Origin of the sequence: Massilia mucilaginosa (assembly GCF_011682145.1) — a bacterium.
Lineage (GTDB): Bacteria > Pseudomonadota > Gammaproteobacteria > Burkholderiales > Burkholderiaceae_D > Telluria_A > Telluria_A mucilaginosa.
Window position 1 is genome coordinate 1 of sequence record NZ_WHJH01000028.1, and the last position, 12,932, is coordinate 12,932.

The following is a 12,932-nucleotide window of genomic DNA, read 5'->3' on the forward strand; positions in this document are numbered from 1 at the left end:
CTCGCTGTGGAGTCAAGAGAATTACAAAGGGTCGGGGAGCCAATGCGATATGGTGAAAATTCCGCGTGCCCTATTCGAGCGCCTGACAGAAACCGTCTGCTACGCGAGATAGTTGGACAAAGTCGAGGTTAGATGATCTACATAAACATAGAATATTTTTCGGCTGCGGCAGCCGTGTGCGGCTTGATCACGGCAACTGAAACACCTTCGAGATAAATCGTTTCCTGTATTAGCGCTCCTGCATTGTCGTATTCGCCCACCATCTGTCCAGCCTCGTTGTAGACAAAGTAAGTCGATGCACCAAACGCATCCGACTTGATAACCCGCTGTCCACTTCCATTGTAGCGGTATTGAACTGACGCACCAGCGCCGCCTGATATGCTGCTCATGCGGTCGTTGTTGCCGTAGCCGAAGCGCAGAGTCCCATCGCTGATCAGATTGCCTGTGGCGTCGTATGTGTTTCGTTTGGCTGGCACCGGCCCGGAAGTGAACGCCAGCCGATTGCAGCCGGGATCAATAGTGTTGAGGTAGCTGTTGGCACCGAGAGTTAACTTTGTGCGATTCCCGTTGGCGTCGTATTCAAAACGCTGACTCGCCGTGGCGCTGTCGAAACCGATCAGGCGATCTCGTCCATCGTAGTAATACCGTTGGTCGAGCCTGCCCGGCGTGGTGTTGCCTTTATGCGTCATCGAAACGATCCGCCCGGCTGCGTCATAACTGAGCGTGCGTACTGCCCCCCCAGCCGCCAGGTGCCCCAGCGGATAGCTGACCAGCCGATTTTCAAGGTCGAACTGGCGCTCGTATTTGTTGGGGCTGGCAGCGCTGTGATTACCCCACAACCACGACCGCACGGCACCGAACGGCTGGTATGTGATGTCGCTCAGAATCGTGACGCGCGCCGCATTCGGGCGCGTCAGCCCCAGGGCCGACGGTTTCCCATTGCTGTCGTACGTAATATCGATGCGATTACCGCTGGGGTAGGTCATCGAAGTAACGTGCCCAACAGCGCTGCCCGTGCTGCCATAGGTGTAGGCTGTCACGAAGCGCCGCGCCGCCGCTCCGTTCGTTTTCTCCTTCCTCAACAGCCTTCCCATACCGTCGTAGGCGTACACTGTTTTTCCGGCCTCATCCGTCATCAGCGTGACTCGGCCCGCTGCCGCCGTGCCGGCCGCGCCATATTCGAACGTGCTGGCGCCGATGCCCGTCACCCGTCCCGCCGCGTCGTAGCGATAGGCCGTCTTTCGCCCAGCCGCATCCAGGCGCGATATCACGTTCCCCGCGCCGTCGAACTGCGTGCTCGTGGTGCCGGTATCGGGGCTGATCAACGTCGTCTGCTGCCCCAGCCCGTTGAAGACATAACGCGTCTGCAAGCGGCGCGGATCGAGCACGGATGCAAGCTGATCTTGCGGCGTGTAGGCGTAGTCAATCATCGCCGGCTTGCCCGTGGCATCCGCCGCAGGGAGCGTCTGTTGTATCAGACGGTTGAACGTGTCGAAAGTTCCCTTGCTGGCGCGCGCCAGCGGATCGATGCTCGCCGTCAGATTGCCGACGGCATCGTATTCAAAGCGCGCCCCAGAGTCCTTCTCGCTTTTCTGTTCGCGCTGCAAGCGGTTGAGCGCATCGAAGGCACGCGTGGTCTGCGCTACCAGTTTGCCACCCGGATCTTTCACTTCCTGGCGCACGGTATTGCCCATTGCATCGAGCGTGAAGTCGATGCTGTTGCCGGCGCGGTCGCGCAAGCCGATCAGGCGATGGGCATCGTCGTAGCTGTATTCCAGCACCGCGCCATCGGGCGCCGTCATGCGGATCAGCTGGCCCGCGACGTCGTACGCATAACGCGTGGTTTCGGCCTGCGCACCGGCCGCGCGGACGGTGCTGGAAATCATGCGCTGGCGCGGGTCGTATTCGGATTCAACGATCCGGCCATTCGGATGCGCGATTTTGGTCGGCAATCCATCCTCGCTGTATTCGAGGTAAGTGGTGACCTCGCCCACGCCGTTGCGTACGCTTGCCAGGTCGCCCGGACGGTGGCTTGCGCTGCTATCGGTGTAGTAGCTCATGCTGGCCGATTCGGCCTTGCCATTGGCGTCAAGCGGGCCGCTACTGGTCAGCAACTGGCCGCTGCGGTTGTAGGTGTAGCGCCATTCCTGGATCGGACCGGTCCCGGTCGCCGCAAACCCGAGTCCGCCATTGCTGTCGTTGCTCGCCTGGACCGTGGCGCGGCAGACGACGGCAATTGGCTTTCCATTCGGCAGCAGCGCGCCGCCGGCGCACTCCACCACCTTGCCGACGACGTCGCGCTGGCCGTTGTAGACCTTCGTTTCCAGGCGTGCCGGCGCGGCGGTGGCAACTGCCAACGCCAAATCGGGATGCCAGCGCGTACTGGTTTTGCGCGCGCCCGCCGGCAGCGCGCTGTCGATGCTGGCGGGACAGGCGGCGCCTTTGGCCAGTCCCGTGATGCGGGCGATCTCGGCTCCACGAAGCGGGTCGCTGAACAAGCAGGTTTTGTTACCGTTGAAGTCGGTCGTGCTCGTGACGTCGCCCTTGGCGCTGTAGGTCCTGGCACTGGCGCTGGCGGGCTGGCTTTGCGCGACGATCCGGCCCGTGCCGTCGGTGCCGAAGGCCAGGTCCACGGTGCGGCGGCTGCCGAGCGGATCGGTCACGATGCGGCTGGTGCGGCTGGGGTACTCGAAGGTGTGACGCCCGGCGCCGCCGGCATGCTCCGACAGCACGGCCCTGCCATCGATGTCGTACGCGTAGGTGGCGAAGCGCTTGCCATGTTCGTCGGTGATGCCGGTCAGCAGGAAGCGCTGATTCGGGTCCTCGTAGTGGTAAGTCCGCGACGAAATCTCGGCGCCGGCGCGGTCGAAGAAATGCACGCCGACAAGGCGCCCCATGCCCTCAATCGGTCCAGAGCCAGGAAGTTCCATCTGCTCGTATTCGTAGCGCACGCTGCCGCTGGCGCCGGAGATCGATGCAATGGTGTTGCCTTCCCACTTGATCGTCACACGACGGCCACTGGCGCTGGAAATGTCGCTGAGCTGGTTGTTCGCGTTGTAGGCGTAGTGAGTGACCATGCCGTCGCGGGTAAGCGCGCTGGTGAGTCTGAAGGTGTCATTTACTTTGGTAAAGCGTTCGACCGTGCCGTCGGGTGTCGTCAGCAGCCAGCCGGCGTCGTCACCTTGTGCCACCAGAGCCATGCTCCGGTCGTAGTCGGAACGATAGGTGCCGTCGCGCTGGCGCGAGAACTGGAAATAGCTGCCGTCGCTGAGGGCGCCGCTGACTGTGGGCCGGTTGGGGCCGCCGAACTCGCGGCGAGCGTAGAAGGCGCGCTCGAAAGAAAACGACCAGCCCGCGCCGGCCGATTGGCCGAGCCCGTTTTCGCGAACGCTGCGGTAGGTGCGCTTGATATGCAGCGCCGCTTCCGGGCCAGCGACCAGGTCGGTTTCATGCTGGACTTTGGCGCCGCTGGTGAATTGCACCGGGTTTCCCGAGGAACCCTGGCAGGTCAAGGGTAGGGCAACCTCGGGTTGTTCCTTGCGACAGACCCCTTGGGAGTATGCGTTGTATCCGGGTTTGCATCTCAATATGGTGTTTCCAAACCACTCCACACCGCCGACAAGCAAGAAATGCGGATAGATGCATTTATACCAATCACGGCGATTTTCATATGGTTCTATCGCTTTAAGCGCCGTTCTCATGTGCCATTTTGCGGTTTTTTGACAAGCGGTGACGGGATCGGCCGCATACTCGTCCGGTCCGAAAATCCCGGTGTAGTATTCCCAGCCTAGCGTTCCCTCAGGCAAGTCGTTTTCCGCCCGCGCAGGGCTGTGCATCAGGACAAGAAACAAGAGCGCGAAACGCAGGAATTGATTGATGCAATGAAAACTGCTGGTGGCGCGAATGGGCATGGTTTTTCCTGTCTTCTACGTGAAGAATGCTGGCGGAGAATTGCCAGTGGGAAAACCAAGCGTAGCAAAGTCAGAGATAGAGATATTGCATTTGCGCAAGCATGCAGTTGCGGCTAGGACTTACTGCGAGGGAGAGATCTCTTGTGACGGAGCGGAATCGGCCGTCCAGGTTTTATGGTGACGATCATCAACATAGCGTGAAAACAGGCAAAAGGCCGAGATAACCGGCCCTTCGCCCAGGGCACTGATCAGGGACGCGCCTCGGCAGGCTTCGGGTAGCCCTTCGAATTGTCGCGTGCGACTTTCGAACCCAGTCGTAAAGCGTCTTGTATGATTTCCCAGCCCTTGACCGGATCCTTCTCGACGCCACCCGCACCTTCATAAATAGCGGCGCCGACATGGAACATGGCGTCCGGATGATTCTGCGCGCCCGCTTTCCAAAACCATTGCAGTGCTGTGCCAAAATGGCGTTGCACGCCTTCGCCATTCAGATACAGCAATCCCATTTCATACTGGGCTACCGGCTGGCCGACATCCGCCGCTTTCCGAATCCACTCCGCCGCCTTCTTCAAATCGGTCCGGGTGCCGGTGCCTTTTATGTAGAACAAGCCCAGGTCAAGCTGCGCCCCCGGGAACCCGGTATCGGCGGATGCCTGCATGATTTTGAAAGCCATCTCAGGGTTCTTGGCGACACTCCAGCCGTTCAGATAATACAGCGACAGGATGTACTGGCCTTCGGGATGGTTTTGCGCCGCGGCGCGTTCCAGCCAGCGGAATCCCTCGACCGGATCGTTGAACTCGCGGTGCAGTTTTTTTGCATACTCGACCTGCGCATCGGCGTCGCCGTTTTCCGCCGCCCGTTTCAGCCCCGCGAGAGCCGGTGTGCGTGGCGCAATCTTGCGTTCCTCGGCGATCGTCTTCCGATTTTGGTTTTCAGCCTTCTGCACTTCGGCCGACGCCGCACCGCAGGCCAGCAGCACGGCCGCGCACAGCAGCAGGCGCGCTTTCAAGGAGCCGCGCACAGGGCGCTCGAACGCATCGCTGGCGATACGCTGTCGTGTTGTTCCATTTTTTTGCATTGCGTAGCTCCTTCAAAACCAAGGTCGAGATATGTTCGCACGGCCATATTGCAGACTGTCAAGCCATTATAGGAAGGAGAATGGAGGGAGTGTAAATATTCACACCGTTGGGTGTCGTCCGGCGCAACCCTTCAAGTGGATCATGGAGGCCGACACCGCGTGTCGCCCATGCGAATCATCAAAATCACATGGAAAACAGGCAAAAAACCGGGGAAACCGGCCTTTTGCCGCTGGCGCCGCTCAGCGGCCGGCTGCCGGGTCCGGATAGTTCTGGATGTTGTTTCGCGCGACGCTCGACCCCATGCGCAAGGCCTCTTGAATAATCTCCCAGCCATGCGCCGGATTTTTATCCGTCCCCGAACCTTCGTACACGGCCGCGCCGATATAGAACAGTGCATCGGGATGATGCTGATCCGCCGCTTTCTTGAACCAGCGCAGCGCTGTCAGAAAATCGCGTTGCACGCCTTCGCCATTCAAATGCAGCAAACCCATTTCGTACTCGGCCACCGGCAGGCCAGCCGCCGCCGCCTTCGAAATCCATTCCGCCGCCATCTGCAAATCAGGCGCGGTGCCGTTGCCTTTGATGTACAGTAAGCCCAGGTCCAGCTGCGCTGGCGGGAAGCCGGTTTCCGCCGACGCCTGCATCAGCTTGAACGCAACGCCAGGGCTTTGCACCCCATTCCAGCCGTTAAAGTAGAACAAGGACAGGATGTACAGGCCTTCCGGATGCTGTTGCGCCGCGGCGCGTTCCAGCCAGCGGAATGCCTCGACCGGATCGTCGAATTGCTGATGCAGATATTTGGCGTAGTCGACCTGCGCTTGTGCGTCGCCGTCCTCCGCCGCGTGTTTCAATGGGGCCAGTTCGGGACTGCGCGCCGGGATCTTGCGTTCTTCTGACATTAACATCCGATTTTTCCTTTCGTTTTCCGAACCCCGGCCGCAAGCGAACCGTGTTTCTATTTTCCAGCAAGTGTCATCGGGCAGCCATGTTGCCGCCCTTGCCATATTATAGAAAACTTAATGGCATGGCTGTCAATATCATGCCGGATGGGGGTATCGGGAATCATCGGTCAATCCGGCCCGCGTCCCTTTTTGCCCCAGGTTGCGCAGCAAAATCCGGCCCCGAAAACGTCCACGGAATGATCCATCCGGCGCACGCCAGCAGCACTTGGGTAATATCGCCAAAACGCCCCGGCAAGCCTTGCTGCGACCATTCCAGCCAGAATACCGCCACCGCAATGGCCACTGTGCCGATCGCCACCACCGGCTGGCGGTGCCCGATCGGCGTGATCGAACGCGCAAAATACGCGATCGCAAAAAACGGCCAGAAAATCTCCAGGATATTCTGCAATCCCGACAGCGAACGCATTTGCCCCACCAGCGGAATCCAGTTAAAACCATACATCATGCCGTCCGGCCCCGGCGCCAGTTCGCTGATGACGAAAGCGGCGCCGATCAGCCCGATGCCCATCCACGCGGCCTGGCGCACGCGGCTGACGAGGAGCAAGAACATCCACGCGGCAAACGCCCCGGCGACGGCTTCGAGCGACAGTTGGCGTCCTTCGACGATGATCTTGAGCACGAGCACGCAGGCCACCAGCGAACCGAACAGCAGCAAGGCGGGCTTGTCTTCCCGCGTGACCGTGCGCGCCAGCAAGCCCAGGCCGGCGAGGTAGCAGGCATAGGTCAGCAGTTGGGCGATCTGCATGGTTTCCGGTGCGCGCAGCGAGCCGTAGAGCAGCGCCAGCCCGTGGCGCACCTGCCCGATGTCGAAAGTCGGCACCAGCGGGCTGGTTTGCGACAGGGCCCACAGCGCCAGCGCCGCCAGCCCCAGGTTGGGCAAGGTGCCCGTGCGTAACCAATGCGCGCGCAGGGCCACCAGGCGCGGCCCGCCCACAGTGTGGCCGTGCAGCAGGGACGCGAGCAGGCCGCCGGCCACGCTGCCGAAAATATTCAATACCAGGTCGATGCGCGAGGCATCCCGGCTGGGCAGGAATTGCTGGATCGCTTCCATCGACAGGCTGAGCACGCCGCCAGCGACGGCGGCGGTGACCAGCGCCACGTGAAAGCGCGTGCTGCGCATCAGCCAGGCCACCATGAACAGGCCGAACGGCATGTAGGCGAGCACGTTCTGGACCAGGTCGGCCTTTTCCACGCGCGCGGGGTTGGCGAACAGGAAGCTGAACAGGGGAGCGGGCGGCTCGCTCCAGCCGCTGAACGGATACAGGCTGCCGTAGACGATCAGGACAAGGAAGACAAGGACCAGGCGGCGCATCGCTGCGCCTCAGTCCGGGCTGCGCCAGCGGCGGCCCTGCTGCGGCGTACCCGTCATTGCGCCGGCTCGTCCCATTTGCCGGCCGCGACCAGCTTGTTCTTGAGCCCTGGCAAAGGAAAGCCCAGCGCGTACGCCTTTTTCGCGTGCACGCGGGACTTGGCGTACTCTTTTTTCTTGAGGTAGGCGAGCCCGGCGTTGTAATTGATGGTCGGGTCTTCCGGCGCCATCTCGACAGCGGTGGCGAACATGCCGACCGCGTCGTCGGTCTTGCCGAGCGCGAGCAGATAGGTGCCGTAGGTGGCGCGCACGGCGGCGTCATCCGGCGCGAAGCGGATGGCGCGGTTGAAATAGCATTCCACCGGCCACTTGGTCGCCGGCACTTTGACTTGCTTGTCGCGCAAGGCGACCATGGCCAGGGTGGCCAGCGCGCGCGGATGGTTGGGAATCGCGCGCAGGGTGTAGTCGAGGTCGCCGCCGAGATAGCTGGTGGTGCCCTTGATGCCGGCTTCGACCTCGGGCGTGAAGTGGGCGTTCTCGACGATCTCCAGGTTGACCTCGCCGCGCTTGCGGTAGTCGAGCGGACCGTAGTGGTTCTTCAGTTCGCCGCAATAGTTGACGGCGTGGGCGCCGGTCGAGGTCAGCAGCACGGCGCCGGCTAACAGGTAAGGCAATAGTTTCATCGATATCCTTTTGTATGGCATGAAGGCGGCGCGTTTACCACGAGCGCAGCCAGTCGCCGGTCCAGTCAAGCACCTGGTCTTTCCACACGCGGCGCGAAAATGTGTGGTCCGCTTCAAGCAATGTCTGGCGCGACACCCGCGGCGCGGCCAGCAAGCCTTGCCACTGCGCCGATCCGGCGGCGGTGTCGAGAAACTCCTGGGCCGTCAGGTCGGCGCCGCTGATGATCAACAGCACCTTGCCGCGAAAGCGCGCCAGCCCGGCCTGCATGCGTTCGGGCAGCGACGCCGGCGCGGCGGCTGCGGCGGACGCGCCGCCCCCGCCCTTGCCGACAGCGGCGCCGGCGATGCGCAGGAACGAGGCGGCGGCCGCACCGACATTAAATTGACCGCGCAGGATCTTTTTCCACAGTTCCGGGTCAAACAATCGGGCGCGGTAATAGTGCTTGATGGTGGCCTTGGCGTGGCCGCCGCTGGTGCGCACCCATGGGTTGAGCAGCACCAGCCCGGTCACGCGCGCATCGTTGGCGGCGTAGAACAGCGCGGCCGAGGCGCCGTCGCACAAGCCCCAGATGACCACGTCTTCAATGCCGGGCAGGGCCTTGAACAAGTTGTCGACGGCGGCGCGCAGGTCGTCGCCGACCACTTCGAAGTCGCGGATGGCGCCGTGGCTGTCGCCCATGCCGCGGTAGTCGAAGCGCAGCGCGGCAATGCCTTGCGCGGCCAGTCCGCGCGCGAGCGTGGTGAACTGGCGGTGGCTGCCGACCCGGTACTGCGGGCCGCCGACCACGATCAGCACGGCGCGCGTGGCCGGCTGCGCGGGCACGCTGAGAACCCCGAACAGGGCTTCATCGCCGCAACTGAAGCCGAGCACGTCTTCACGGTAGCCGGGGGGCGCCGCGAGGGGACCGGCATGGGGCGCACGCTGTGCCTCCGGCATGCCGCCGTCCGCCGCGACCGCCGGCGGCGCGGAGTTCGCCACCGTGGCGCGGGCGCTTGCGGCGTCGCGCTGCGGTGCCACGCCGGCATCGCCCTGCGCCGGGACTGGCGCGGCCTGCGCCGCGCCGTCGAACAGGGCCGATGTGGCCGCCAGCAGCTCGGGCGACTCGGCGATTTCCTGGGTCGACCAGAAAGGCATGCAGGTAACTTGTTGCAGGTGCAGGTCGACCCCGGCCTCGCGCCAGGCGTCGGCCAGACGCGTCACGGCGGGCGTGAGCGGGCGCTCGGCCGAGCCCGAGGTTTCCAGCCAGTGCACCGGGCAACCCAGCGGCGCGAGCTTGGCCGCGTCCTTGCTGTCGATGGCGGCGGCCAGGGCCGGGGCGATGTCGTAGCCGGCCACTTCGAGCATCTCGCCGCCGAGCAGGGTGGCGCGCAAGGCCGTGGTGCCGCCGCTTTTGGCGGCCGTTTTGCCGTCGCCGCCCTCGGCCAGCATGGCGTTGGCGGTGAGCAAGCGCAAGAATTGGGTGAGGAAGGTGGCGCCGCTCTGTACCGGCTGCCACAGCACCACCCGGGCCAGCCGATGGCGGGCCTGGTGCGCGTAGTCCAGCGCCAGCAAGGCACCCAGGCGCAGGCCCCACAGGGTCAGCGGTGCGTCCAGGCGCGCCGACAGCCAGGCGCAGCCGGCGGCCAGGTCGTCTTTCCAGATCTCCCAGCGGGCCTCGGCAAACTCGCCGCTGCTGTCGCCGCTGCCATACAGGTCGAGCTGGAGCACGCCGTAGCCCTGCGCCGCCAGCGCCCGCGCCTGCAGGGCGGCCATGCGGCGCGCCTTGTTCATTTCGTCGCCGAAAGGATGGACGTACAGGATCGCGCCACGGCAGCGCGCGCCGGCGGGCGGGTGGAACAGGCAGAAACGTTGTCCCAAGTCCGTCTGGAGAAAGAAGGGCTCGGCCCCCGGCGACTTGGGATGGGCAGTCATCAGGCCAGTTTTTGCTTGACGAAGGCGTTCAGGCTGCCCAGCGTTTCGAAGGTGCTGGCGCTGATTTCGTCGTCGTCGATGGTGATGCCGAAGTGTTCTTCGAGCGCGGCCATCAGGTTCACCACCGCCATCGAGTCGAGCTCGGGGATGCTGCCCAGCAGGGCCGATTGTTCGTTCAGTTCCTTGCCGGCGTCGCCCAGGCTGAGCACGTCGGTGAGGATGGTTTTGATGTCTTCGAGATACATGGAAATCCTAGATGGAAGTGCGTGAGAGTGTGTTGACGATGATTTTTCCTCCGTCGTTCCCGCGCCAAGGCGGCCCTCGGCGGCAACGACGGTTGGAAGTGTGGCGATATTCGGTTCTACTGCGGCTGTTTAACGCCGTATTCATTGGGTGACATGGTACACGGGCCTCGCCCGATCAGTCCAGACCGCTACCCGGCGTGCGCGCGCCTTACACCGTGTCGCCATTGCGCCGCAAATTTTGCATCATGCGCAGCATGTAACGGAACTGGCCACGGTCCCACGGGGTAAATCGCGGCAACTGAAACAGATCGCCTCCCGGCCGCGCCGCGCCCCACGAGGTCGACACCGCCGCCTCGAAGCCCAGTTCCCGGACGATCGCCACATGCTCGGCCAGGTAATCCTGTCCCGGCTTGCCGTTCGGGTAAGCGAACAAGCTCACCGGTGCGCCGATGATCGCTTCCAGCGCGGCTTTGCCATCGGCGATTTCCTGGCGCGCCGCAGCCGCCTCCATGCGCGCCACGATCGGATGATGGACCGTGTGCGCGCCGATGCCCATCCCGGCCTGGTGCAGCTGGCGCACCTGCGCGGAGGTCATCATCAGGTCGGTCGGCAAGTCCACCGGCACCAGCGCGCACAGCGCCGCCACCTGGCGCAGGCGTTCTTCCAGCGGCAAGTACTTGAGCGCGCCGAGCAGGGTCGCAATCGCCGCCTGCCGCCTGGCCACCGTATCGAGTTCGAACTCGCCCTGCCCGGCCGGGCGCAGGTCGATCCGGTCCGGCGCCCGGCGGATCAGCTCGATCACCGTGTCGTTCCACATGCGTCCGCCGTTCAGGAAGCCGCTGGCGATAAAGAAGGTCGCATGCACCCCATGCCGCTGCAAGATCGGCAGCGCGATGGTGGCATTGTCGGCATACCCATCGTCGAAGGTGATGCAGGCCGCGCGCGGCGGCAGCTTGCCGGCCTTTAAGCCGCGCACACCGTCGGCCAGCGAGATGATGTTGAAGCACTGTTTCAGCTGGGTCAGCTGGGCGTCGAAACGGCGCGCATCGACCTCGTCCGGAAAAATCGCATCCTGGCGCGGCAGCACGCGGTGAAAAATCAGGATCGACAGGCGCTGGCGCGCACTGCCCATGAAGCCCAGATGACGCATGGCGCGGCTGGCCATGCCGGCCCGGGCCGGTCCTGCCGGCGCGGGGTCGAAGCGATCGGTGCGCTGTAGCGGCATGGCATGTTCTTTCGTGGTGAAACGGGTCATGGGGCGGCCGCGCCGTGCGCCTGGGCTTGTGCCTGGGCCTGGGCATGGGCCTCGATCTGGGCGGCGCGGGCAGCCTCGCGCGCGGCCGCCCTGGCTGCGGCGGCCTCGGCCGCCAGGGTTTGCTCGACCAGGTAACCGGTGCTCACCACCGCCGCCATCAGATAATAGGGCACGTCGTAATACAGCAGGCTGAGGAAGGCGCCGCCCACGCCGAAGCCGAGCAGGCTGACCTGGATCATGCGGGCCAGGTCCGCCGCCCATTTCAGGTCCTCCCTTTTCTCCGTCGTGCGCACGATCCAGGCCGCCTTGCGCCAGGTGAGGAACGCCAGCAACAGATAGATGCCGAGCCCGATAAAGCCATGCTCGCCCAGCGCCTGGAAATAGATACTGTGGGCGGCGTGCACATCGTCCGGCACCGGCGCGTACAGCTCGAAGGCGGTACGGTTGTAAATCTCGAAGCCGCCGCCGAGCGGGCGGTCCTTCGCCATGTTGTAGGCCATGTACCAGGCATTGATGCGCCCCATGGCCGAACTGTCTTCCTTGTAGGTATTGATGGTCTCCATGCGCGAGGACCATTTGTCGGGCATGAAGGTGATGGCAATCGGCACCATCAGCACCATCAAGGCGCCCAGCACCACCTTCTTCGGGCTTTTCAGCCACAGGAAGAACAGCATCGCCGCGATCCCCACCAGCGCGCCGCGCGAGTAGGAACCGAGCGCGGCGAAGGCGCACAGGATGATCGACGCCAGCATGGCCCAGCGCGCCCACTTGTTCTTCAGGATCGTGTACAGGAAGCACATCACGGGAATGATCGTGATGAAGGCCAGCGCGACTTCGTTATTGCCCTCGATATAGCTGCCCTGCGGCCCCCACACAATGCTGCTGCCGCCGGTGGCCACGGTAAAGATGCCGCCCTTCACCCCGTAATAGGCGAGCGAGCCGACCAGGGTCCAGATCAGCAGCTCGATCTGTCTGCGGGTCTTGATCAGCATGATGGTGGCAAACGTCATCAGCATGATCTTCGAGACGCGGTTGAGCATCACCACCGATTCGTCCGGCCACATCGAAAAGATGGTGGTAATTCCCATCCACACGCCGAACACCATGAGCGTGAGCACAATCGGCGTCATGGGCAGTTTTTTGGGATCCCGGGTGACCAGCAGGCCGATCAGGGTCACGCCGGCGATGATCGCGGCGAACGGAAAGGAATAGGCGAAGCCCCAGCTGAGCCGGTGCGGGTTCATCACGCTGATCCATACCCACATCAGCACGCCGATATACGGGCGCTTCAGAATGAACGGCAGTGAACCGAACACAACCAGCGTAATGACTAAGTCTCTCATGAACGATCTGGCGCGGTCCGGTTAGGCTAAGCGGCCCTCTCGGATTCGCTTAAGTAATATGTAATTGATATTGTTAGTGTTCAAGTGGTAAGATTGTACTTGAACTTCTTCCAAATTTCGCTTGCACGGAGAAATTGATCTCCGCACAATTTGGCTAGCGTCACGCATGGCACAATCCACGGCGCAAGTCGCCCCCCTTATCGTCCCGAACAGCAACGCTTTGGCTTCCAGC

General features: G+C 63.0%; 9 protein-coding genes. All 9 read right to left on the reverse strand.

Going from position 1 to position 12,932, the window contains the following annotated elements:
- Window positions 1-137: 137 nt before the first annotated feature.
- A complete protein-coding gene (locus tag F2P45_RS20400) occupies window positions 138-3,911 on the reverse strand; it encodes a DUF6531 domain-containing protein (protein ID WP_166879250.1) in 3,774 nt (1,257 codons plus the stop codon).
- A 248-nt stretch (window positions 3,912-4,159) separates the two neighbouring features.
- Window positions 4,160-4,990, reverse strand: a complete 831-nt coding sequence (locus F2P45_RS20405) for a tetratricopeptide repeat protein (protein ID WP_166879253.1) — start codon at window positions 4,988-4,990, stop codon at window positions 4,160-4,162.
- A gap of 240 nt (window positions 4,991-5,230) precedes the next feature.
- On the reverse strand, window positions 5,231-5,995 hold the full coding sequence (locus F2P45_RS20410) for a tetratricopeptide repeat protein (RefSeq protein WP_166879256.1): 765 nt from the start codon (window positions 5,993-5,995) through the stop codon (window positions 5,231-5,233).
- A gap of 58 nt (window positions 5,996-6,053) precedes the next feature.
- Window positions 6,054-7,265 (reverse strand): VanZ family protein, encoded by a 1,212-nt coding sequence (locus tag F2P45_RS20415; RefSeq protein WP_166879259.1) that lies wholly within the window; start codon window positions 7,263-7,265, stop codon window positions 6,054-6,056.
- 53 nt (window positions 7,266-7,318) lie between these two features.
- On the reverse strand, window positions 7,319-7,945 hold the full coding sequence (locus F2P45_RS20420; protein WP_166879261.1) for a tetratricopeptide repeat protein: 627 nt from the start codon (window positions 7,943-7,945) through the stop codon (window positions 7,319-7,321).
- A 34-nt stretch (window positions 7,946-7,979) separates the two neighbouring features.
- Window positions 7,980-9,857 carry a hydrolase 2, exosortase A system-associated gene (locus F2P45_RS36325; protein ID WP_229505191.1) on the reverse strand — a complete coding sequence of 626 codons (1,878 nt, stop codon included), beginning with the start codon at window positions 9,855-9,857 and terminating at the stop codon, window positions 7,980-7,982.
- Window positions 9,857-10,102 carry an acyl carrier protein gene (locus F2P45_RS20435; protein WP_099873596.1) on the reverse strand — a complete coding sequence of 82 codons (246 nt, stop codon included), beginning with the start codon at window positions 10,100-10,102 and terminating at the stop codon, window positions 9,857-9,859. The genes F2P45_RS36325 and F2P45_RS20435 overlap by 1 nt, the downstream gene beginning before the upstream one ends.
- Window positions 10,103-10,310: 208 nt before the next feature.
- Window positions 10,311-11,357, reverse strand: coding sequence for a polysaccharide deacetylase family protein (locus F2P45_RS20440; RefSeq protein WP_229505192.1), 1,047 nt, complete (start codon window positions 11,355-11,357; stop codon window positions 10,311-10,313).
- Window positions 11,354-12,700 (reverse strand): putative O-glycosylation ligase, exosortase A system-associated, encoded by a 1,347-nt coding sequence (locus F2P45_RS20445; RefSeq protein ID WP_166879264.1) that lies wholly within the window; start codon window positions 12,698-12,700, stop codon window positions 11,354-11,356. Before F2P45_RS20445 ends, F2P45_RS20440 begins: the two co-directional genes overlap by 4 nt.
- Window positions 12,701-12,932: the final 232 nt, after the last annotated feature.